Origin of the sequence: Bradyrhizobium sp. 192 (assembly GCF_023100965.1) — a bacterium.
In the GTDB taxonomy this organism is placed as follows: domain Bacteria; phylum Pseudomonadota; class Alphaproteobacteria; order Rhizobiales; family Xanthobacteraceae; genus Bradyrhizobium; species Bradyrhizobium symbiodeficiens.
Genome location: NZ_CP064690.1, coordinates 3,404,963 through 3,427,861, shown reverse-complemented (window position 1 = coordinate 3,427,861; position 22,899 = coordinate 3,404,963). Strand labels below are relative to the sequence as shown.

Here is a 22,899-nt window from a genome sequence, read left to right as displayed (position 1 = left end):
AACTACGCTTCCCCCTGCGCTGGCCGTCAACGCTAGCCAAACCGCCTTCTACGCCATTCGATCAGCTTGGCGCTGACCTCTTCCGGCTTCTCCTGCTGCGTCCAATGGCCGCTATCCTTCACCAGATACTTTTCGAGATCGCCGATCAGCTTCTCCATGCCGTCGGCCGCCGACGGCGGCAGCACCGCATCGTTCTCGGCCATGATCATCAACGACGGCACATGGATGTGATGATCCAGCCCGTTCGCGCGTTCCCAGTTGCGGGTGAAGTTGCGATACCAGTTGATGCCGCCGGTGAAGCCCGTCTTCGTAAACGTGTCGACGAACACCTTCTTCTCGTCGGCCGACAGGATCGGCGTGCGCGGATCGGCCTTGGCGTCATAGGCCGCGATCATCTGAGGGAAGGCGAGATTGGTCTTGGACGAAGCGCCGACGCCTGCAATCGGCGGCTCGTCCGGCTTCGCCGCCGGCCGCGGCATCGGCTTGCGCATGAAGGCGTCGAATGTCTGCTCGACGCGGCTGCCGAAGATCCTGTCCGGCTCGCGCGCGGGATCCTGGAACTGGACGATGTACATCTGGTCGCCGAAGCGCTGGCGGAACAGCGCAATGGGGTCGATCGGCGCGCGGTCCCAATGCGGGGTGTTGACGCCGACGACACCGGCGACGCGCGAGGGGTGCCGCAGCGGCATCTGCCAGACCACGAAGCCGCCCCAGTCGTGGCCGACGAAGATCGCCTTGTCGATCCCGAGATGATCGAGCAGCCCGACCAGATCGCCGGTGAGATGCTCCATGTCGTAATCTTCGACCGCCTCGGGCCGGTCGGTTGCGCCATAGCCGCGCTGGTCCGGCGCGATCACGCGAATGCCGGCCTCGCTCAGCGCCTTGATCTGGTGGCGCCAGGAGAAGGCGAGCTCGGGCCAGCCGTGACACAGCACGACCGGCGGCTTGTCGGTGACAGGGCCCGCCTCGTAATAGCCCATGCGGATTCCGTTCGTCGTCGCGAACTTGAGCGGCGGCATTTCGATCATTGAGACATTCCTATTCGGCAGCGCCCTTGATATCCGCCACCGGCGGCGCGTAGGCCGCCTCCAGCGCGGCAAACTCTTCCGGCAGCATGTCGCACATCACCTGCACATGGGGAATGATGTTGGCGCCGACGATGAAGCCGAAATCGAGCTGGTCGCGGTAGCTCTGCACGGTGATGTTGAGCGCCTGCCCGTGCGTCGAGATCGACACCGGGAAGATGTGCAATAGCTCCGCGCCGGCCGCATAAAGCGTCTGGCGCGGTCCCGGCACGTTGGACACGGTGATGTTGGCTGCCGGCGGCAGCACGTCCGACAGGTTCGAGCGGCTGTAGAGCAGCGCCAGGATCTGCACCATCATCGGCGCGCCCAGCATCGAGATGTTGGAGACCTGAGGCATCAGCGCACGCAGGGGATGCGACATCTCCTTGGACTTGGTCGACTGTGCGATGATGGCCTCAAGCCGCGCCTTGGGATCTTCGATGTTGGTCGCGATCGCGCAGATCATGCCGAACACCTGGTTGTTGGCCTCGGTGTTACCCTCCTCGCGCAGCGAGATCGGCACCGCCGCCGTCAGCGATTTCGCCGGCAACGTGCTATATTGCTGAAGGTAGCGCCGGACCACGCCGGAGGCGAGCGCCAGCACGACGTCGTTGAGCTTGCCGCCGGCCTGCTTGGCCAGCGCCTTCGCCCGCGACAGCGGAATCGACACGCCGGCGAAGCTCCGCTCCGAGGAGATGGTCTTGTTGAGCATGGTCGGCGGCGACACCATGCTGGCGAGACTCTCGCGCGATTTGGGATCGGCGACCTTGCCGAGGACGTCGGACACGCTCTTGAGCACGGTCGGGATGTTGCCGGCGAAGCGCACCGCGCTCTCGATTTGGTACATCGCATTGTCGAACAGGATCGAGCCGATGTCGCTCTTGCCGGTGCGCGGCAGTTGCAGGTTCTTCGCGGCCGCCGAAGCATCGAGCGGCTGGGTAAAGAGCTGCTGATAGGAATCGAGCAGGTTGGCGGCGATGTCGCGCGGCTCCTGTCCGGACTTGGTGCCTGCCGCCGGCGGCTCGACCTTCCGCGGGATCGGCGAGATGTCGTAGATCATGTTGGTGAGCGCCGCACCGGCGCCGCCGTCGATGGCGGCATGGTGCATCTTGGAATAGAGCCCGACCTCGTTGTCCTTCATGCCCTCGAACACGTAGAATTCCCAGAGGGGGCGCGCGCGGTTCAGCAGCTTGGCGTGCATCCAGCCGACGATGCGCTCCAACATGGCGCGGTCGCGCGGCTGAGGCAGGCTGGCGCGGAAGATGTGACGGTCGATGTCGAACTGGTCGTCTTCGACCCAGGAGGGGTGATCGATGTCGAGCGGCGCCTTCTCCAGGCGTGCTTTGAGGATCGGCGCGATGTGCAGGCGCGAGACGATCATCGCCTTGAAGTCTTCGAAGAAGTCGCCCTTGTAGTCGTCGGGCAGGCGAAAGATCGCCATGCTCCCGACATGCATCGGCATCTCCGGCGTTTCCAGATAGAGAAACGACGCGTCCAGCGACGACAGCTTCTTACCGTCAGCCATAGTTCCCTCCCGCAAATCTGACGGGCGCCTTGGCCGGCGCTTCTCGTCAGGCCGATATTGCCTGTTCCGGCGGGGCATATGCAATGGCAAACGGCCCGGCCCGGTCAAATGGCGAGAATTCCCCTTCCGGTTGCGCCAGGCGGTCGGCTACGGCCCACAGCGCCGCGGGGTTAACGCCGAGCCCGAGATGGCTCGCCAGGTGAATTTCGATGTTCTCGGCGCGGTCTGACGGACGCAGCAAGCAGGTCCGCCAGTTCACGACACCGTCGGCACGCGAATAGATCGACGTCGCCGGCACCGGCAGATCGCCGGCGATCGCCTCGCGCAGTTCGGCGAAATCCTCGACCCGTTCGCCGGACAACGCCTCGTAGAGCCGCGTGGCGTTGGTCGCCCGCACGTCATTGGCAAACGGGCTGCCGAGCGTGATGACATAGCGGACCATGTCGGGCGCCTGGAGCGCGAGATCGCGGGCATAGACGCCGCCAAGGCTCCATCCCACCAGGCTGACCTTGCGTCCGCTCGCAGCATGGATTTCGGCCAGACGCGCCCGCAGCGACTCCCGCATCCGGCCGAGACCGCCGAGATTGCGGCCCATCCGCCAGGCATGTGCCTCATGGCCGAGCTCACCGAGGTAGCGCCGCATCGGCGCCATCGAGAGATCACTGGCCAGGAATCCCGGCAGCGCCAGCACCGGATGACCGTCGCCCCTGGGCGCGCGCATCAGGACCGGCGACAGCAGCAGGCTCGCATTGAATTCGAACAGGCCGCGCGCTTCTGCAAGCAACAGGGCGAGGCCCGGCGGACGAAGCCCGCCCGGTGCCTGCCGCCCGTCCGGCCCGGACGGCATTATTTCTTCTTGTCGCTGCTGCGCGTGCCGCCAAGGCCCGCCATCGTCACGAACATGTCCTGAAACCGCTCGGCGATCTTGGGATCGAAGGTGAACCAGCTCTGGATCAGCGATTCCGGCGAGACCTTGTCGATATTGGACATCATCTGCTGCTGCAGCTTGTCCATCACGGCGGTCTGCATCGGCATCACGTCGGGCAGTCCGAAGAACTGGCGGGCCTCGAGGGGGGTGCAGTCGATTTCGATATTAACTTTCATGTCCCCTCCAGATGAGATTCGAGTAGCCTGGCGGAGTATCGCCGCGACAAGGCGTGCAACGCAAGCGACCTGAGGCGGACGGCAGGGCGCCGGCTTCTGCAATCGAGGTTATGGTCAATCAAACCGCTTGGCGAAGCCCCCCGCGGCGGAGGCGTTGCCACACCGATCCGGCGAATTTACAGGTCGAAAGTCGAATATCGCCCACGAAGCTTTCACCCTCAAACTGCTGGTCAGCATTGCTGCACAGCGGTGCAACTTGGCGCGTTCCTTGCTGGAATGGCGCTTGCACGGGCCGAGAACTCTGGGCAACATGGATTGATCAGCCGGCCGAACAATCAAAAATCACCGGCACGGCGGTGTGGAGAGGGTCAAGAATGTCAGTTAGTCGAAGTCTGTTTGCGGCGACGCTCGCCGGTATGCTTGCGTTGACGGTCTCCCCGGCGTCGAGCCAGACGCTGCGCTATGCCAACCAGGGTGACCTGAAGTCGCTTGACCCATACTCGCTGAACGAGTCCACAACCCACGCCCATCTCGGTCACGTCTATCAGGGCCTGACCGCGCGCGACAAGGATCTCAAGATCATCCCGGCTCTGGCGGAAAGCTGGGAGACGCCGGAGCCGACCCGCTGGCGCTTCCATCTGCGCAAGGGGGTCAAATTCCACAATGGTGATCCCTTCACCGCCGACGACGTCGTGTTCTCCGCCGACCGTGTCCGCAACAAGAACTCCAACATGCAGACCCGCCTCGCGCCAGGCGTCAAGGTCGTCAAGGTCGACGACTACACCGTCGATTTCGTCCTGCCCTCGCCCAATCCCATCCTGCATTCGTCATGGGACGTCTGGTACATCATGGACAAGAAGTGGGCCGAGGCGAACAACGCCGTCGAGCCGACTCCGGTGTCCGCGACATCGCCGAGCTACGCGGCGCTGCACGAGAACGGCACGGGGCCCTTCATCATCGAGAGCCACCAGCCCGGCGTGAAGACCGTGTTCAAGGCCAACCCCAATTACTGGGGCAAGATGGAAGGCAATCTGAAGGAGATCATCTTCACCCCGATTGCTTCGGATGCCACCCGTGTCGCCGCGCTGCTCTCGGGCGAGGTCGACGTCATCGAGCCGGTGCCGATCCAGGATATCGCTCGCGTCGATGCGAGCCCGAACGCCCAGGTGCTGAAGGGGCCGGAACTGCGCACCATCTTCATCGGCTTCGACCAGACCCGCGACGAACTGCTCTATTCCAACATCAAGGGCAAGAACCCGTTCAAGGACGCCCGCGTCCGCGAAGCCTTCTACAAGGGGATCGACATCGAGCTGATCAAGACGCGCGTGATGCGCGGGCTGTCGACGCCGTCGGCGCTGATGATCGCCCCGGAGTTGTTCGCGCTCTCAAAGGACTTCACGCGGCCGAAATTCGATCCTGATGGCGCCAAGAAGCTCCTGGCCGAGGCCGGTTACCCCGACGGCTTCGAGGTCACCATGGACTGTCCGAACGATCGCTACGTCAACGATGCCGCGATCTGCCAGGCCGTGGTCGGCATGCTTGCCCGCATCGGCGTCAAGATCAACCTGCTGGCCCAGCCCAAGGCGCAGTATTTCGCCAAGGTGCTGAAACAGGGCGGCTACCAGACCTCGTTCTACTTGCTGGGCTGGACGCCGAGCACGATGGACTCCCATAACGTGCTCTATGACATCATGGGCTGCCGCACCGATCCGAAATCCTCGCGCGGCGAGGCCAATCTCGGCGGTTACTGCAACAAGGATTTCGACGCGATCACCGACAAGGTTCTGGTCGAAACCGACACCGCCAAGCGCAATCAGCTGATCAAGCAGGCCTATGAGATCAGCATCAAGGACTGGGCGTACATCCCGCTGCACCAGCAGGCTCTGGCGTGGGGTGTTTCCAAGAAGGTGAACCTGCCGCAGCGTGCCGACAACCTCGTCATGTTCCAAGGGGCCACCAAGAAGGACTAACGTCGTTTGAACACAGGGTCCCGGCGGCATCAGGCTTCCGGGACCTTTCCTTACGACGTCGACCGGACGCTCCGCTAAGGAAGTGGAAGGAATGCTCGCTTTCACACTTCGCCGTGCCGTGCAGGCCATCGGCGTCATGTTCGCCGTCGGCATCATCGCGTTCTCGATGTTCCGTTTCGCCGGCGACCCCATCAACCAGATCGTCTCGCTGGATACGCCTGCGGCCGAGCGCGAAGCCGTGCGCAAATCGCTCGGCCTCGACGATCCCGTGCCGGTGCAGTTCATCCGCTATTTCGGCGATGCCGCGCAATTCAAGTTCGGCGTCTCCTATCAGTTTCGCCAGCCGGTCTCGGCGCTGCTGATGGAGCGCCTGCCCGCAACGCTGGAGCTTGCGATCTGCGCAACCGTATTTGCGATGGTCTGCGGCATCCTGATGGGCGTGTACTCGGCGCTGAGACGCGACACCGTGCTCGCCAAGTTGTTCCAGGCGGTTTCGCTTGTAGGCATCTCGCTGCCGACCTTCCTGATCGGCATCCTGCTGATATATCTGTTCGCCGTGACATTGGGCTGGTTGCCCTCGTTCGGCCGCGGCGAGGTGGTCAAGCTCGGCTGGTGGACGACGGGCCTGCTCACGCTGTCGGGGCTGAAGGCATTGATCATGCCCTCGATCACCCTCGGCCTGTTCCAGATGACCCTGATCATGCGGCTGGTACGCGCGGAGATGCTTGAAGTGCTGCGAACCGACTATATCCGCTTCGCCCGCGCCCGCGGACTGACCACCCGCGCCATCCATTTCGGCCACGCGCTGAAGAACACGCTGATCCCCGTGATCACGGTGGCCGGACTTCAGTTTGGCTCGGTTATTGCATTTTCGATCATCACCGAGACTGTGTTCCAGTGGCCGGGGATGGGTCTCCTGTTCGTGCAGGCCGTGCAGAACGTCGATATCCCGATCATGGCCGCCTACCTGCTCATGGTCTCGCTGATCTTCGTCACCATCAATCTGGTGGTCGACATCCTCTACACCGTGGTCGATCCGCGCCTGCGCGCGACCGTCGGCCGCGCTACATAAGGCCCTTGCATGTCCGACGCCGTCGCCTCCAATTCCGACAAGCAGAGCGCGCCGCCCGCGCATGCCGGTCGCAGCTGGCTCAGCCGCGCCCTCGACAGCGACATCTTCTATTCGTTCCGCCAATCCAAGCTGACCATGGTGGCGGCGGCCATCACCGCGCTGCTCTTCCTGCTCGCGATCTTTGCATCCGTGCTTGCGGTGCAGAACCCGTTCGATCCGGCGCAGCTTCAGTTGATGAACTCGCGCATCTCACCGCTCTGGACCGCCGACGGCCAGAGCCCGTTCCTGCTCGGCACCGACGAGCAGGGCCGCGACGTGTTCTCCGCCATTCTCTACGGAATGCGCATCTCGCTCGCCGTCGGCGTGGCCGGTGTGATCTTCGCCGGCGCGCTCGGGATCGCGCTCGGGCTGATCGCCGGCTATTTCGGCGGCGCGATCGACGGCGTGATCATGCGGATCGCCGACGTGCAACTGACCTTTCCCGCCATTCTGATCGCTCTGCTGGTCAACGGCATCGCGAAATCGATCCTCGGCAACCGCCTGGATGCCACCAGCATGCTGGTGGTGCTGGTGATCTCGATCGGCCTGAGTTTCTGGGTCGGATATGCAAGGACGGTGCGCGGCTCCGTGATGGTCGAGAAGAACAAGGACTATGTGGCCGCCGCGCAGCTGATCGGCCTGCCTGCGCCGAAGATCATGCTGCGGCACGTGCTGCCGAACACCATGGGCCCGATCCTGGTCATCGCCACCATCAACCTCGCGCTGGCGATCATCACCGAGGCGACGCTGTCCTTCCTCGGCGTCGGCCTGCCCGACACCATGCCTTCGCTCGGCACGCTGATCCGCATCGGCAACAATTATCTGTTCGCGGGCGAATGGTGGATCGTCGCATTCCCCGGCATCGCGCTGGCGGGGCTGATCCTGTCGATCAACCTGCTCGGCGACTGGCTGCGCGACGCGCTCAACCCGAAGCTCCGATGAGCAAAATCTCGACAAGAGCGCCTCACTCATGACCGAGCCCATCCTGTCCGTCCGCAACCTTCAGGTGGAGTTCGCCTCCCGCCGCGGCACGCTGCGCGCCATCGACGGCGTCTCCTTCGACATCGCCAAGGGCGAGGTGCTGGGCGTGGTCGGCGAATCCGGCGCCGGCAAGTCCGTCACCGGCCTCGCCGTGATCGGCCTGATCGACCCGCCCGGCCGCATCGCCGGCGGCGAGATTCATCTCGCCGGGCTGCGCATCGACAATCTGCCGCCCGAGGAGATGCGCCGCATCCGTGGAAAACGGATCGGAATGATCTTCCAGGACCCCCTCACCTCGCTCAATCCGCTCTACCGGGTCGGCGACCAGATCGTCGAGACGATCAGAACCCACCTTAACCTGTCCGAGACGGCCGCCCGCCGCCGCGCCATCGACCTGCTCGCCGAGGTCGGCATTCCCGCCCCGGAAAAGCGCATCGACGGCTACCCGCACGAATTCTCCGGCGGCATGCGCCAGCGCGTCGTGATTGCGCTCGCGATCTGCGCCGAGCCCGAGCTGATCATCGCGGACGAGCCGACCACCGCGCTCGACGTCTCCGTGCAGGCGCAGATCATCTCGCTGATCAAGCGGCTCGGACGCGACCACGGCACCGCCGTGATGCTGGTGACGCACGACATGGGCGTGATCGCGGAGACCTCCGACCGCGTCGCCGTGATGTATGCCGGCCGTGTCGCCGAGATCGGTCCGGTCCAGGATGTCGTGAAGAATCCGCTGCATCCCTATGCCAAGGGCTTGATGGGCGCGATCCCGACGCTTGCCGGCGACGACAAGCGTCTCATGCAGATTCCCGGCTCGATGCCGCGGTTGTCGGCGATCCCGCGCGGCTGCTCGTTCAATCCGCGCTGCGCGTTCGCGTTCGACCGCTGTCGTGTCGATCGACCCGAACCGCTGCCGCGCGGTGCGCAATCGGTCGCCTGCCATCTCTATGACGACGTGCCGGCGGAGAGCGCGGCATGAGCGCTCCCTTCGTCCAGGCCACAAACCTGCGCCGGCTGTTCGACGTTTCAAAACCCTGGCTCAACCGCATGCTCGAAGGCGGGCATCTCGAATATCTCAAGGCGGTCGATCACGTCACCTTCGACATCAGGAAGGGCGAGACGTTTGCGCTGGTCGGCGAATCCGGTTCGGGCAAGACCACCGTGGCGCGGATGGTCGTCGGCTTGTTGCCACCGAGCTCAGGCGATGTGCTGATCGACGGCGTCTCGATGTCGGATCCGCGGCAGGCGCCAGCGCGCCGCAAGCTGCGCCGACGCATCCAGATGATATTCCAGGATCCCTATGCGAGCCTGAACCCGCGCTTTCGGGTGGATGCCATCATCTCCGAGCCGATCCGCGCCTTCGACCTGATCCAGGGCGAGCGCGACATCCAGGCCCGTGTCGGCGAGTTGCTCAGCCTGGTCGGCCTGCATCCCGACGACCGGCTCAAGTTTCCGCACGAATTCTCCGGCGGCCAGCGCCAGCGCATCGCAATCGCCCGGGCGCTTGCATCGGATGCCGAGTTCATCGTTTGCGACGAGCCGACCTCGGCGCTCGACGTCTCCGTGCAGGCGCAGATCCTGAACCTGATGCGCGACCTCCAGGACAAGTTCGGCCTGACCTACATGTTCATCAGCCACAACCTTGCCGTGGTCCGCCACATGGCGAGCCGCGTCGGCGTGATGTATCTCGGCCGCATCGTCGAGATCGCGGAAGGCAAGGAATTGTTCGCCCGCCCGCGCATGCCCTACACCAAGATGCTGCTGGGTGCCGTGCCCGACCTCACCATGAGCGGCCGCCAGCGCATTCCGGTGAAAGGCGAGATCCCGAACCCGATCAATCCGCCGCCCGGCTGCGCCTTCAATCCGCGCTGTCCGCTGGCGTTCGATCTCTGCCGTAAGGAGACGCCGGAACTGATCGACGGCGTCGCCTGTCACGCGGTGAACACCGCGCCGGTCCCGGCGTGACGCACGCGTGCCATGCGGCCTGCGCATTTGGCATCCCAGCACGGGCTGTGATCAATTGCGCGCGTCGCAAATGAGGTAACCCATGGCCAGCAACGTCAATCCAGATCCCTTCACGACGCGCCCCGAGATCGAGGGCACGTTCGGGGTGGTCGCCACCACGCACTGGATCGCGACCGCCGTCGGCATGGCCATCCTCGAAAAGGGTGGCAACGCCTTCGACGCCGGCGTTGCCACCGCCTTCACGCTCCAGGTGGTCGAGCCGCATCTGAACGGCCCCGGCGGCGATGTGCCCATCATCGTCCACGACGTCAAGCGCGGCCGCACCGAGGTGATCTGCGGCCAGGGTCCGGCGCCGGCACGCGCCACCATCGCGCATTACAGGAGCGAGGGCCTCGACATGGTGCCGGGCACCGGCCTGCTCGCGGCCTGCGTCCCCGGCACGTTTGAATCCTGGATGATGCTGCTGCGCGATTACGGCACGATTCGCGTGCGCGACGTGCTGGAGCCCGCGATCTCCTATGCGCGCGACGGCTATCCGCTGGTCGAGCGCGCCTGCGCCACGATCCAGACCGTCGAGCAGTTGTTCCGCAAGCATTGGCCGACCTCAGCCGCCGTCTACCTGCCGAACGGCGAAGTGCCGACGCCCGGCACGCTCTTCACCAACAAGACGCTGGCCGCAACCTACGCCCGCATTCTCAGCGAGGCCGAGAGCGGCGGCGGTGGCCGCGACGCCGAGATCGAGCGCGCGCGCAAAGCCTGGTCGCAAGGTTTTGTCGCGGAAGCCATCGACAAGTTCTGCCGGACGCAAGAGGTCATGGACGTCAGCGGCACACCGCATCGCGGCGTGCTCTCCGCCGACGACATGGCACGCTGGCAACCAACCGTCGAAGCGCCCCTCACCTACGATTACGGCCGCTATACCGTCTGCAAGGCCGGGGTCTGGAGCCAGGGCCCCGTCACGCTGCAGCAACTCGCGCTGCTGAAGGGCTTTGCGCTCGACGGGCTCGACCCGACCGGGCCCGAGTTCATCCACCTCCAGATCGAATGCGCCAAGCTCGCCTTTGCCGATCGCGAGAAATTCTACGGCGACCCAAAATTCAGCGAGATCCCGATCGCGACGCTGCTATCGGACGACTATAACGACGAGCGCCGCAAGCTGGTTACCGAGAAGGCTTCGCTCGATCTCCGGCCCGGCGCGATCGAGGGCTTTGGTGGTGTCGTCAAGCTGCGCCGCGCTGAAGGCCAGCGCGAGGCGGTTGGCGCGCTCGGCGCTGGTGAACCAACCGTCGGACGCTTCGGCGAGGTGCGCGGCGACACCGTGCATTTCGACATCATCGACAAAACCGGCAACATGGTGTCCTCGACGCCTTCAGGGGGCTGGCTGCAATCCTCGCCTGTCATTCCCGAACTGGGTTTCTGCCTCGGCAGCCGCGCACAAATGTTCGATCTGGAGGAGAACCAACCCGGTTCGCTCGCACCGGGCAAGCGGCCACGCACCACGCTGTCGCCGACCATGGCGCTGCGCGACGGCGAGCCTTATCTCGCCTGGGGCTCGCCCGGCGGCGACCAGCAGGACCAGTGGATCACGCAGTTCTTTCTGCGCCACGTCCATTGCAACCTCAATCTTCAGGAATCAATCGACGCGCCGGCCTGGCACTCCGAGCATTTCCCGATCTCGTTCTGGCCGCGCACCGCGCGCCCCGGCGTGCTCGTGGTCGAGAACCGCGTGCCCAAGGCGACCATCGAGAATCTTCGCGAGCGAGGACACATCGTCGAGGTCGGACCGGACTGGTCGGAGGGGCGCCTCACCGCCGCCTCGCGCGTCGGCATGCGGCGGCGCGCCGCCGCCAATCCGCGCGGTATGCAAGGCTACGCGGCCGGACGCTGATGGGCAGAACATGACCTGGTCGATCATCGCGCGAGACTCCGCCACCGGCCAGTTCGGCATCGCGGTCGCGACCCGCTTCTTCGCCGTCGGCGCGCGTGTGCCCTATATTGCTGCCGGCCTCGGCGCCATCGCGACCCAGGCCTTCGTCAATCCGTATTACGGCATCGATGGCGTCAAGCTGCTGCGTGATGGCCTAAACGCGCATGACGTGCTCGCTACCCTACTCGCCACCGACGACGGGCGCGAAAGCCGCCAGATCCACATCATGGATGAGAGCGGCGAGATCGCCGCACATACCGGGCGCGACTGCGTCGACTGGTGCGGGCACGTCGCAGGCAGCGGCTTCTCGATCGCAGGCAACATGCTGGCGGGCGCCGACGTCCTCGACGAGACCGCAAAGACCTATATCGCCAATGACAGCCTGCCCTTCCCGCGCCGTCTGCTCGCAGCGATGCGCGCGGGCGAAGCCGCCGGCGGCGACAAGCGCGGCAAGCAGTCCGCCGCGCTTCTGATCCACGGCGAGGAAGAATGGCCGGCGCTGGATATCCGCGCCGACGACCATCCCGATCCGCTCGGCGAGCTCGAACGGCTCGAACGCGTCAGCCAGGAGCTCTGGGTGCACTTCCGCCCCTCCATGCCGACGCGGCAGAATCCATCCGGCAACACCGATCGCAGCGTCATCGATGCCACCATCGCCGCGGCACAGGCAAGGCAGGCATGAGCGTAGGTCCTCTCATCGAGATCACGGATCTGCGTATCCGCTTTCACGGCGACGACGGCCGGATCACCCATGCCGTCGACGGCGTCGATCTCAGTGTCGCAAATGGTGCGACGCTCGGCCTCGTCGGCGAATCCGGCTGCGGCAAGAGCGTGACCTCGCTGGCCATCATGGGCCTGCTGCCGAAGAGTAGCGCGGAGATATCAGGCGCGATCCGCTTCGACGGTTTCGACCTGCTGAAGACCCCGGACCAGACCCTGCGCGACCTCCGCGGCAACCGGCTCGCGATGATCTTCCAGGAGCCGATGACCTCGCTCAACCCGAGCTTCACCATCGGCGACCAGATCATCGAGACGATCCTGCGCCACCGCGGCGGCTCGCGGAAAGGGGCACGCGAGCGGGCCGTCGAGCTGTTGCGCCGCGTCCACATCCCCTCGCCCGAGCGGCGCATCGACGAATATCCGCACAAGCTTTCCGGCGGGATGCGCCAGCGCGTGATGATCGCGATGGCGCTCGCCTGCGATCCGCGCCTGCTGATCGCGGATGAGCCGACGACCGCCCTCGACGTCACTCTGCAGGCCCAGATCCTGGAGCTGATGCGGGAGCTGAAGGCGGCAAGCGGCGCCGCCATCATCCTGATCACCCACGATCTCGGCGTCGTCGCCGAGGTCTGCGACGAGGTCGCGGTGATGTATGCCGGCGAGATCGTCGAGCGCGCGCCGGTGGACGAGTTGTTCTCGGCGCCGCAGCATCCCTACACCGTCGGCCTGCTCGGGTCGATCCCGCGGCTCGACCATCGCGCTGACCAGCTCGCAACGATCGAGGGCATGGTGCCGAACATGGCGCAGCCGCCTGGCGGCTGCCGCTTCGCCGCGCGCTGCCCGTTCGTGCTGGACGCCTGCACCAAGGCGCCGCCGCCATTGATCGAAGTCAGCCAAAACCACCTCTCGCGCTGCATCCGCGCGCCGCTCGAACGTCTGGTGTCGTGATGGCGCTGCTCGAGGTCACGGGCCTGGTCAAGCATTTCGTCGCCGAGCGCTCGCTGTTCGGCCGGGCGCTGGCGCATGTCAAGGCGGTCGATGGCGTCAGCTTCTCGCTCGAGGCCGGCAATACCCTGGCGCTAGTCGGCGAATCCGGCTGCGGCAAATCCACCGTCAGCCGCCTGGTGCTGCGGCTGATCGAGCCGGATGCAGGCACAATCCGTTTCGAAGGCCGCGATCTGCTCTCGCTCGACGCGAGCGCACTGCGCGCCTTCCGCCGCGAAGCCCAGATCATCTTCCAGGACCCCTACGCCTCGCTCAATCCGCGCATGACGGTCGGCCAGATCCTGACCGAACCGCTGGCACTGCACGATCTCGTCCCGCCGGCAGAGCGGCGCGAGCGGGTCGCGGAAATCTTGCGGCTGGTCGGGCTGGAGCCGCGGCTGGCCCGGCGCTATCCGCACGAATTCTCCGGCGGCCAGCGCCAGCGCATCGCCATCGCCCGTGCCCTCGCGGTCGAGCCGAAGCTGATCATCTGCGACGAGCCGGTCTCGGCGCTCGACGTCTCGATCCGCTCGCAGATCCTCAATTTGCTGCGCGAACTGCAGGATCGGCTCGGCCTCGCCTACATTTTCGTCTCGCACGACCTCGCCGTGGTCAAGCACATCGCCGACCACGTCGCGGTGATGAATCTCGGCCAGATCGTCGAGACCGCAGAGGCTGATGCGCTGTTCGCGGCACCAAGCCATCCCTATAGCCGGGCGCTTTTGTCGGCGATCCCCGTGCCTAAACCGCAGGCAAAGCGCGGCCGGATTGTGCTGCAAGGAGAGATCCCCAGCGCGCTCAATCCGCCGCCGGGATGCCGCTTCCACACTCGTTGCCCCTACGTCGTCGAGCGCTGCCGCACTGAAATGCCGCAGCTGGTGCCGGATGGCATCGGACATGCAACGGCCTGTCACCGAACGTCGGAACTGCCGTCCTCCGCGGCGATCGTCCCGTCCGACGGCGGCTTTTCGCCGGTCCTTGAAAAATTGGTCGCCGCCTTCAGCGGCGGCCCGGAAGCAGTCCGCGGCAGCGGGGTTAGTTCATTGGGAACGGACCCGGCATAGTCGCAAAACCGAGGTTGAGAGCGATGAATTTCATGCGTTTGACAATCCTGGCGTCGGCTGTGCTGACGTCGCTCGCGGGCGCAGCCCAAAGCCAAGTTCAAGCTCAGACCACGCTTCGCATCGGCATCGCCGAGGACCCTGATATCCTCGATCCCAGCATCGGCCGCACCTATGTCGGCCGCATCGTGTTCTCCGCCTTCTGCGACAAGCTGTTCGACATCGACGAGAAGCTCAACATCGTGCCGCAGCTCGCGCTGTCCCACGAGACCTCGGCTGACGGCAAGGAGATGACGATCAAGCTCCGGCCGGGCGTCAAATTCCACGATGGCGAGCCGCTGGACGCGGAAGCCGCAAAATTCTCGATCGAGCGTCACATGACGCTGCCGACCTCGTTCCGCAAGTCGGAGCTTGCCAGCGTCGACCATGTCGAGGTGGTCGATCCCCTCACCATCAAGCTGGTGCTGAAAACCCCCTACTCGCCGCTGATCGCCCAGCTCACCGACCGCTCCGGCATGATGGTCTCGCCGAAGGCCGCGAAGGAGGCCGGCGACAAATTCGGCCTGCATCCGGTCTGCGCCGGCCCCTACAAGTTCGTCGAGCGCGTGCAGCAGGATCGCATCGTGTTCGAGAAATTCGCCGACTACTGGAACAAGGACAACATCCACATCGATCGCGTGGTGTTCCTGCCGATCGTCGATGCGACGGTGCGGCTCGCGAACCTGAAGTCAGGCGGTCTCGATCTGATCGAGCGCGTGCTCGCCACCGACATCAAGGACGTCCGAGCCGATCCCAAGCTGGTGCTGTCGACCGCGCCGGAGCTCGGCTATCTCGGCCTGACCGTCAATATCGGCAACGACAAGGCCAAGGGGCCGCTGAGCCAGTCGGCGAAGGTGCGCCAGGCGCTCGACCTGTCGATCGATCGCGAAGCGCTCAATCAGGTCGTCTTCAACGGCGAGTTCACGCCCGGCAATCAATGGGTCAGCCCGACGCATCCCTATTACCAGAAGGCATTCCCGATTCACGGCCGCGATATCGCGAAGGCCAAGGCGCTGTTGAAGGAAGCCGGCGTCACCACGCCGGTGACGGTGGATTACATGATCCCCAAGGGCGCGGAGAACGAAGCCGTGGCCCAGGTCGTCCAGTCCATGGCCGCCGAAGCCGGCTTCGACATCAAGATCCGCGCGGTCGAATTCGCCACGACCTTCAAGCAGGCCCAGGCCGGCGAGTTCCAGATCTTCCAGATCAACTGGAGCGGCCGCATCGACCCGGACGGCAATTCCTACATCTTCATGCGCAGCAAGGCACCGCAGAACGACGGCGGGTACGCCAATCCGGAAGCCGACAAGCTGATGGAAGACGGGCGGGCGACGTCCAATGTCGAGGAGCGCAAGGCGATCTACGCCAAGCTGACCAAGATTCTGCTCGACGATTTGCCGATCATCTACATCTATCACCGCACGCTCCTGATCGCACACACGACCAAGCTTCAGGGCTACAAGCAGATGCCGGACGGGCTGGTGCGCGTGGTCGGGTTGAAGTTCAAATGATCGCAGTAGCGCCCAGAACACGCGTGAGGCCATGCTGAACTTCCTCGCCCGCCGGATCGCGCAGATCGTGCCGACACTGTTCTTCGTGTCGGTGCTGATCTTCTCGCTCCAGCAATTGCTGCCGGGCGATCCGGCACTGGTGATGGCGGGCGAGGAGCGCGATCCCGCCGTGATCGAGCAGATCCGGCAGCAGTACAAGCTCGATCAGCCGATCCCCGTGCAATATGTGTACTGGCTCAAGGGAGTCCTCACCGGCAATTTCGGCGAGTCCTTGCGCAACAAGATGCCGGTGCGTGAGCTGATCGCGCAAAAATTGCCGGTCACGCTTCAACTCGGCTCGATGGCGATCCTGATCGCGTTCTGCATCGGTATTCCCGCCGGCATCGTCTCCGCGGTGAAGAAGGGCACGGCCTGGGACTATGGCGCCAACCTGTTCGCGCTGTGGGGCATCTCGACGCCGAATTTCTGGCTCGGGATCATGCTGATCTTCCTGTTCTCGATCAAGCTCGGCTGGCTGCCGGCATCGGGCTATGTCCCGCTCACCGAGAACTGGCGCGCGAGCCTTGCCGCCACCATCATGCCGGCCTTCGTGCTCGGAAATGCAATCTCCGCGGTCCTGATGCGGCATACCCGCAGCGCCATGCTTCAGGTGCTGGAGAGCGACTATGTCCGCACCGCGCGCGCGAAGGGGCTCTCCGAACGCTCGGTGATCCTCAAGCATGCCATGCGCAATGCGCTGACGCCCATCATCACGCTCGGCGCGCTGGAGCTCGGCACGCTGCTGTCCGGCGCGGTCCTGACCGAGCAGATCTTCTCCATTCCCGGCTTCGGCAAACTGATCGTGGACGCCGTCTTCAACCGCGACTACGCGGTGGTGCAGGGCGTCGTGTTGGTCACGGCCACGGTCTACATCACGCTGAACCTCGTCGCCGATGTCGCCTATATCCTCGTCAATCCCAGGCTCAGGGGCTAGGCGATGACCGACGCTGCACTGCCAGCCAGCCCTGCGATCCAAGCCTACGAGCTGGACAGCCCGGCGCGCCGCGCCCGGCGGCGGCTGTTCAAGCGCAAGGCCGCCGTGTTCGGGCTCGTCGTGATCACGGCGTTCATCCTCCTTGCCGCGTTCGCACCGCTCGTCGTGCCCTACGATCCCATCGCGACGAGCTGGAGCCTGGTGCGCAAGCCGCCGACCGCGGCGCACTGGTTCGGTACCGACGAGCTCGGCCGCGACATCCTGAGCCGCGTCGTCTACGGCGCGCGGGCATCGCTGCTCGCGGGTCTGATCTCGGTCGCGATCGCGCTCGGCATCGGCGTGCCGCTCGGCCTTCTCGCCGGCTATCGCGGCGGCTTCGTCGACGCGCTGATCAGCCGGATCACGGACGCGATGCTAGCCTGCCCGTTCCTGATCCTGGCGATCGCGCTGGCGGCATTCCTCGGGCCGAGTCTCGGCAATGCCATGATTGCGATCGGCATCTCCGCAACGCCGATCTTCATCCGCCTGACCCGCGGCCAGGTGCTCGTCGTCAAGGCCGAGGATTATGTCGAGGCCGCGCGCGCGCTCGGCAATCCGCCCTGGCGCATTGCGTTCTCGCATATCCTGCCGAACGTCCTGCCCACACTTCTGGTGCAGGCGACGCTGTCGATCGCCGCCGCCATCATCGCCGAGGCGGCGTTGTCGTTCCTCGGCCTCGGCCAGCAGCCGCCGGCGCCGTCATGGGGCAGCATGCTCAATGCGGCGCAGCGCTTCCTGACCCAGGCGCCGTGGATGGCGATCTGGCCGGGGCTCGCGATCTTCCTTGTGGTGCTGTCGCTGAATCTGCTCGGTGACGGCCTGCGCGATGCGCTCGACCCAAGGCAGCGTTAAATCACCACCTCGCGCAACACCCGGCGGCAATCCATCTCGTATTCGAGATCGACCACCGGCGGACGCGCAAAATGCCAGGTCAGGCCCGAGCGCAACGCACCGCGACGGACCAGTTCGTCGACGAGTGCGTGGTGGAAATCGTGCACGGAATAGGCCTGCACCGCGGTCGTGTCGCTCCAGCCGAAGCCGAAGGCCGCCATCCGGCTTTCCATCTGCGACGTCGTGGTGAAGCGCACCTTCTCCCGCAGCCCCTCCGGGCTGAGGTCGCGATAGCGCACGGTGCGCTCGACATAGGTACCGCTGCCTTCGCGCGCCTCGGCACCGCCTGATATCACGAAGGACGGCGCCTTTGAGCGGGTCGGCCGCGTGAACGAGAACGCATAGAACGACGGCTCGGCCGGCGGATCGATCTCCGGACAGACATTGCTGCGCGCCACCGGATTGGTGGTGCCGTCGAAGATGCCCCATTCCGACAGCGTCTTCACGTAATGCAGGTTGAACGCGCGAAAGCCCTCTTCGCTGAAGGCCGCCGGTGAACGCAGCTCGCAGGCGCAGAATGCCGTCAGCGGCCGCCCTGCGTCCTGGATGAACTTTGCAGCCAGCGCAAACCCCTCCGCAAGGGGCACCAAACGGTCGAAGCGGACGCGCTCGATCTCGTAGCCGTCATCCGCGACGGCACCTGCCGAATATTGAAACACGGACGGAATGAAGCGGTAATTGCCGGCAGAGAACTCGCGAACCATGACGAACTCCTATTCCAGTTGCATGCGAATGCCTTTGGCGCCGTTGAGCAGGCGCTTCAGGTGAAAGCCGGCCAGGGAATCGTCGGCGTGCATGCCGACCAGCGCGGCGAAGGCCGGCATGGCCGCGACATCACCGGCCGCCATCTTGGCGAAAGCCTCGGAATACAGAGCCGTTTCCGGCGCTTCGAATTTGGCCTGCAGCAGCGGCTCGAACGCGCGCAACGGCTCGCTGCGTCCGCGCAGCATCAGCTCGCCCACGGGGCGGCCTTGAAAATTCTCGGCCGCCTCGGCGATGCTGGCGCTGACGCAGATGCGGGTGCCCAGATGCTTGTTGGCGGCCTCCAGCCGTGCCGCAATGTTGATGGAGTCCCCATACGCGGTGTAGTCGAAGAAGCGATTGCCGCCGAAATTGCCGACCAGCGCGGAACCGGCGTGAATGCCGATGCGGGTGGCACCGAAGCTCACGCCGATGGCGCTCTGGCGCGCGCGAAAGTCCTGCGCCCAGGCGTCGAGCTCATGGGCGCAGGCGACCGCACGTGTGGCATAATCCGGCTGATCGCCGGGCGCGTTGAACAGCACCTGGATCGCATCGCCGATGATCTTCGCGACCGTGCCCTCATGTACGAAGACGATTTCAGTCATGCCGCCGACATACTCGTTGAGCAGCTTGCCCAACGTCTCGGGCGACGCGGTCTCGACCAACGAAGTGAAGCCAGTAATATCGGTGAAGATGGTGGCGACATCGCGCCATTGAACTTCGATCCCATCGCCGTCACCGCTGGCGGCCAGACGCCTGGCAAGCTCGGGCGAGAAATGCCGCGATAACGCGGCGTGAGCGCGCTCGGCCTCCGCCTGCCGGCGCCGCACCTCGCGCAGCATCTCGATATGGCGGATGGTCTTCTCGATCGTGGCTTCCAGATCGGCGAAGTCGATCGGCTTGGTCAGGAAGTCGAACGCGCCGCGGTTCATGGCAGTGCGGATGTTGCTCATGTCGCCATAGGCCGAGACGATGATGGTCGACTTCTTGTCTTCGGCCTCCTGGAGTTTCGCGAGCAGCGACAGGCCATCCATCCTGGGCATGTTGATGTCGGAGACCACCATGTCGACTTGCGGATTCTGCTCGAGCGAGGCCAGCGCCTCGACACCGTCGCGGGCGAATATGATGGTGACCTGTCCGTCGCGGATCTGCCTGCGAAACTTTTGCCGGACCAGCGCTTCAAGATCCGGCTCATCGTCGACGAAGAGGATGGTCGCGCTCATGCGGCTTGCTCGAGCCTCGTGTCGATCTCCTGCCGGAGCAGCGCGAAGTCGATCGGCTTGGTCAAGAGCCCGACGGCGCCGCGCTCGATCGCCTTGCGTCGCGTCTCGGCGTCGCCATAGGCCGTGATCATGATGACGGGAACGTCCGGATGTGCGGCACGTACTTTCGGCAGCATGTCGAGCCCACTCATGCCGGGCATGTTGATGTCGGACAGGATCAGGATCAACGAGGGATCGCGAACCTCGGCGGCCCGCTTGAGCGCATCGGTCGCAGAGGAGGCGAACTCCATCTGGAAGCGGCCGGCGCGCAGCTCGCGCCGGAACTGCTGCCGGAACAGCGCCTCGACGTCGGGCTCGTCGTCGACGACCAGGATATAAACGTTCACGACTTGCCTCCGGAGGTGCCCTCCGCCGCCATCGTGCGCGGCAGGGTGATGATGAACTCGGTGAATACACCTTGTATGGTGTTCACGTCGATGGTGCCGCCGTGCTGCTTCACGACGATATCGTGGCTCATGGACAGGCCGAGCCCGGTGCCCTCGCCGGCCGGCTTGGTGGTGAAGAAGGGATTGAACATCTTCTCCTTCACCTCGGGCGGAATTCCCGTGCCATTGTCGCGGATCCGGATTTCAACCCTGCCGCCGAGGTCCTTGGTTGCCGCGCTCAGGGTCGGCTCGAAGGTCTCACCCGCGCTCTCCTTCCGCTTGGCAGTGGCATAGAAGCCGTTCGAGATCAGGTTGAGGAAGACGCGCGTGATCTCCTGCGGATAGATGTCGACCATGCCGGCGGCGGGATCGAACGTGCGCTGGAGCATGACGTTGAAGGAGGGATGTTCGGCGCGTGCGCCGTGATAGGCGAGATTGAGGCTCTCCTCCACGATCGCATTGATGTCGACGGCTCGATGCTCGCCGGAGCCCTCGCGCGAATGCAATAGCATGTTCCTGACGATGGAATCGGCCCGCTTGCCGTGCTGCACCACCTTCTCGAGGTTGCTCCTGAGCATGCCGGTCAGCTCGTCGATCTCCTCCCTGGTCTTGCCATCAAGTGCGGCCGATTGCAGGGCCTCCTTGAGCTCGTCGATCAGCTCGGTCGAGACCGCGGAGAAATTGTTGACGAAGTTGAGCGGGTTCTTGATCTCGTGAGCGATGCCGGCGGTGAGCTGGCCGAGCGAGGCGAGCTTCTCGGTCTGGACCAAGCGGTCCTGGGCGGCGCGCAACTCGTCGAGCGATTGCGACAGTGCCTGGGTGCGTTCCTGGACCTCCTCGAACAATCGGACATTCTCGATCGCAATAAGGGCCTGATCCGCAAACGTGGTGGCGAGTTCGATCTGCTTCTTGCTGAAGGGACGCACCATATGTCGCGTCAAGACGAACACGCCTATTGGCGATCCTTCCCGAAGCAGGGGTACACCAAGCATCGTACGCACGTTCGAACGCCTTCGCGCGGACGACGGCGCAAATTCCGGGTCGGCCTGCACATCCGGGACATGAACCGTCCTGGCATCAAGCAGCGTACGCCCGACCACACTTCCCCGTTCGGGCACGGAAGCAAATGTACGAAGCTTGTTTTCCTGCTCCGCATCAAGCCCGAAGCTTGCCGCGAGGTAGAAGACGCCATCGCTCGGCCGAAAGATCGTCCCTTCGTCCGCGTCACACAAGCGGGCTGCCGATCCGACAAGCGTGTTCAGCACGGTTTGCAGATCGAACGCCGACCGGCTGATGACCTTCAGCACATCGGCGGTCGCCGTCTGCTGCTGCAGGGACTCGCTCAACTCGGCAGTTCGCCGTTCCACCTTGTTCTCGAGGTCCGCATAGGACTCCTGCAAGCGCGCGCCCATGTCGTTGAACTGGTTTGCGAGACCCTCGAGTTCGTCTCCCGTCTTGATCGAGATGCGCTGGGAGAAGTCGCCACCGCCGATCCGTTCGGCACCGCTGCGCAGCGCCTGGATCGGCCCGACCATGCGGCGCGCCAAAAATATCCCGGCGAGCACCGCGAAAATGGATGCTGCGAGCAGCACGATCGCGAGCCGCTGCAGCGAGGCATAAAGCGATGCATAGGCTTCCTCAACCGGGAGTTCGACGAACATGGTCCAGTGCAGCGGCTCGATTGGAGCCGATGCCGTCAAGACCTTCTGTCCCTGGATATTGCGCGCTTCCTCGAGCGCGCCCGGCATGGTGCCGCCGGCAGCCTGCGCGGCACGCACCTGGGCGAGCCCGGACATGTCGGTGTTGCGCAGCACGAGACTGATGTCGGGATGGGCGATCAGGCGGCCCTCCGGGCCGACCACATAAGCGTGCCCGCGCTGGCCGACCTTGATTTGCGAGACCACGTCCCAGATCAGCTTGAGATTGACCTCGGCGATGCTGACACCAGCATCCCTGCGGGCTCCGGCCAGCGCCAGCGTCATGTAGGGCTCGGACTCCCGGCGGAAATAGACCGGGCCGTAATAGATCTTGTGCGCGACCGCTTCGGTGAACTTCGGATCATTGGACAGGTCGATCCCGCTCTCGAGAGCGTCCATCGCCAGCCGCGAGACCCGCAACCGTTCCTTGCCGGTCGAATCGACCTGGGCAAGCTCGGTGATGGCGGGCACCTGGCGCAGCAGCCGCAGCGCGTCGAACCGGCGCTGCTCGATCGAGCCCGCCGACCACGGCAGCTGCGTGGTCCAGCCGAGCTGGCTCTCGATCTCCTTGACGAACTGGCCGATCTTGGCCGCGGCCGCCTCGGCCTGCTCATGCTGGACCCGGATCAAGGACGCCTTGTGCTCGCGATAATAGAAGAAGACCTCGAACAGACCGTTGGCGAGCAGCGCAATGGCGACGACGGCCACGAACAGCGCGACATATTTGGTGAACAGCCGGGTCCTGATTCCCCGCCCCGCAGCCGCGCCGGAGTCAGCGCCAGCCGGAGTCGGGCTCGGCAGCGTCCTGGCTTGCGAGGTGTCGGGATGGAGGGACAGGCTCATCGCCCGGAACCTAGCAAGAAGACGCGGCCTTGTCTTTCGCAAGCGCGGGACAAGACCGGCCCAGTGGCGGCGACGCAGGCGCCCGAGCACAACGAAAAAGGGCGGCAG

20 protein-coding genes are annotated in these 22,899 nt (G+C 64.7%); 12 read left to right on the top strand and 8 right to left on the bottom strand.

What is annotated here, in order from left to right; genetic code table 11:
* Positions 1 to 32: 32 nt before the first annotated feature.
* The 4 genes from IVB24_RS15570 to IVB24_RS15555 are packed head-to-tail and all read right to left on the bottom strand — an operon-like array spanning position 33 to position 3,693.
* Positions 33 to 1,028, bottom strand: a complete 996-nt coding sequence (locus tag IVB24_RS15570; RefSeq protein ID WP_094975341.1) for an alpha/beta hydrolase — start codon at positions 1,026 to 1,028, stop codon at positions 33 to 35.
* Positions 1,029 to 1,038: 10 nt separating this feature from the next.
* A complete protein-coding gene (locus IVB24_RS15565) occupies positions 1,039 to 2,589 on the bottom strand; it encodes a wax ester/triacylglycerol synthase family O-acyltransferase (RefSeq protein WP_247773568.1) in 1,551 nt (516 codons plus the stop codon).
* Positions 2,590 to 2,635: 46 nt separating this feature from the next.
* Positions 2,636 to 3,436, bottom strand: a complete 801-nt coding sequence (locus IVB24_RS15560; RefSeq protein WP_140477823.1) for an alpha/beta hydrolase — start codon at positions 3,434 to 3,436, stop codon at positions 2,636 to 2,638.
* Positions 3,436 to 3,693: a DUF6489 family protein gene (locus IVB24_RS15555; protein ID WP_094975344.1), complete on the bottom strand. Its 258-nt coding sequence runs from the start codon at positions 3,691 to 3,693 to the stop codon at positions 3,436 to 3,438. The genes IVB24_RS15560 and IVB24_RS15555 overlap by 1 nt, the downstream gene beginning before the upstream one ends.
* Positions 3,694 to 4,067: 374 nt before the next feature.
* On the opposite strand from IVB24_RS15555, the gene IVB24_RS15550 reads away from it, so the two are divergent.
* The 12 genes from IVB24_RS15550 to IVB24_RS15495 all read left to right on the top strand — a co-directional run bounded on the left by IVB24_RS15550 (position 4,068) and on the right by IVB24_RS15495 (position 17,823).
* Entirely contained in the window at positions 4,068 to 5,663 is a 1,596-nt protein-coding gene (locus tag IVB24_RS15550) for an ABC transporter substrate-binding protein (protein ID WP_166466516.1), read from the top strand.
* A 91-nt stretch (positions 5,664 to 5,754) separates the two neighbouring features.
* Entirely contained in the window at positions 5,755 to 6,735 is a 981-nt protein-coding gene (locus tag IVB24_RS15545; RefSeq protein WP_094975346.1) for an ABC transporter permease, read from the top strand.
* Between the two features lie 9 nt (positions 6,736 to 6,744).
* Positions 6,745 to 7,716, top strand: a complete 972-nt coding sequence (locus IVB24_RS15540) for an ABC transporter permease (protein ID WP_140477821.1) — start codon at positions 6,745 to 6,747, stop codon at positions 7,714 to 7,716.
* A gap of 28 nt (positions 7,717 to 7,744) precedes the next feature.
* Positions 7,745 to 8,731, top strand: coding sequence for an ABC transporter ATP-binding protein (locus IVB24_RS15535; RefSeq protein ID WP_094975348.1), 987 nt, complete (start codon positions 7,745 to 7,747; stop codon positions 8,729 to 8,731).
* Complete coding sequence (locus IVB24_RS15530) at positions 8,728 to 9,717, top strand: oligopeptide/dipeptide ABC transporter ATP-binding protein (protein ID WP_247773566.1); 990 nt, start codon at positions 8,728 to 8,730, stop codon at positions 9,715 to 9,717. The genes IVB24_RS15535 and IVB24_RS15530 overlap by 4 nt, the downstream gene beginning before the upstream one ends.
* Positions 9,718 to 9,799: 82 nt before the next feature.
* Positions 9,800 to 11,605, top strand: a complete 1,806-nt coding sequence (locus IVB24_RS15525; protein ID WP_247773565.1) for a gamma-glutamyltransferase family protein — start codon at positions 9,800 to 9,802, stop codon at positions 11,603 to 11,605.
* A 10-nt stretch (positions 11,606 to 11,615) separates the two neighbouring features.
* Complete coding sequence (locus IVB24_RS15520; RefSeq protein ID WP_094975351.1) at positions 11,616 to 12,326, top strand: DUF1028 domain-containing protein; 711 nt, start codon at positions 11,616 to 11,618, stop codon at positions 12,324 to 12,326.
* A complete protein-coding gene (locus IVB24_RS15515; RefSeq protein ID WP_247773563.1) occupies positions 12,323 to 13,312 on the top strand; it encodes an ABC transporter ATP-binding protein in 990 nt (329 codons plus the stop codon). The genes IVB24_RS15520 and IVB24_RS15515 overlap by 4 nt, the downstream gene beginning before the upstream one ends.
* Positions 13,312 to 14,412 carry a dipeptide ABC transporter ATP-binding protein gene (locus IVB24_RS15510; protein WP_247773561.1) on the top strand — a complete coding sequence of 367 codons (1,101 nt, stop codon included), beginning with the start codon at positions 13,312 to 13,314 and terminating at the stop codon, positions 14,410 to 14,412. The genes IVB24_RS15515 and IVB24_RS15510 overlap by 1 nt, the downstream gene beginning before the upstream one ends.
* A 23-nt stretch (positions 14,413 to 14,435) precedes the next feature.
* A complete protein-coding gene (locus IVB24_RS15505; RefSeq protein WP_094975354.1) occupies positions 14,436 to 15,959 on the top strand; it encodes an ABC transporter substrate-binding protein in 1,524 nt (507 codons plus the stop codon).
* A gap of 31 nt (positions 15,960 to 15,990) precedes the next feature.
* Positions 15,991 to 16,932 (top strand): ABC transporter permease, encoded by a 942-nt coding sequence (locus tag IVB24_RS15500; RefSeq protein ID WP_247773559.1) that lies wholly within the window; start codon positions 15,991 to 15,993, stop codon positions 16,930 to 16,932.
* 3 nt (positions 16,933 to 16,935) lie between these two features.
* Complete coding sequence (locus IVB24_RS15495) at positions 16,936 to 17,823, top strand: ABC transporter permease (RefSeq protein WP_106949919.1); 888 nt, start codon at positions 16,936 to 16,938, stop codon at positions 17,821 to 17,823.
* Here the strand turns inward: IVB24_RS15495 and IVB24_RS15490 are convergent.
* The 4 genes from IVB24_RS15490 to IVB24_RS15475 are packed head-to-tail and all read right to left on the bottom strand — an operon-like array spanning position 17,820 to position 22,791.
* Positions 17,820 to 18,566, bottom strand: coding sequence for a hypothetical protein (locus IVB24_RS15490; protein WP_140477814.1), 747 nt, complete (start codon positions 18,564 to 18,566; stop codon positions 17,820 to 17,822). The two genes, IVB24_RS15495 and IVB24_RS15490, sit on opposite strands and share 4 nt — an antisense overlap.
* A gap of 9 nt (positions 18,567 to 18,575) precedes the next feature.
* The gene (locus tag IVB24_RS15485; RefSeq protein WP_247773557.1) at positions 18,576 to 19,826 is read right to left on the bottom strand and encodes an adenylate/guanylate cyclase domain-containing protein; all 1,251 of its coding nucleotides are present in this window, start codon (positions 19,824 to 19,826) and stop codon (positions 18,576 to 18,578) included.
* Complete coding sequence (locus IVB24_RS15480) at positions 19,823 to 20,212, bottom strand: response regulator (RefSeq protein ID WP_166466526.1); 390 nt, start codon at positions 20,210 to 20,212, stop codon at positions 19,823 to 19,825. Before IVB24_RS15480 ends, IVB24_RS15485 begins: the two co-directional genes overlap by 4 nt.
* Complete coding sequence (locus tag IVB24_RS15475) at positions 20,209 to 22,791, bottom strand: ATP-binding protein (RefSeq protein WP_247773555.1); 2,583 nt, start codon at positions 22,789 to 22,791, stop codon at positions 20,209 to 20,211. Before IVB24_RS15475 ends, IVB24_RS15480 begins: the two co-directional genes overlap by 4 nt.
* Between the last annotated feature and the right edge of the window lie 108 nt (positions 22,792 to 22,899).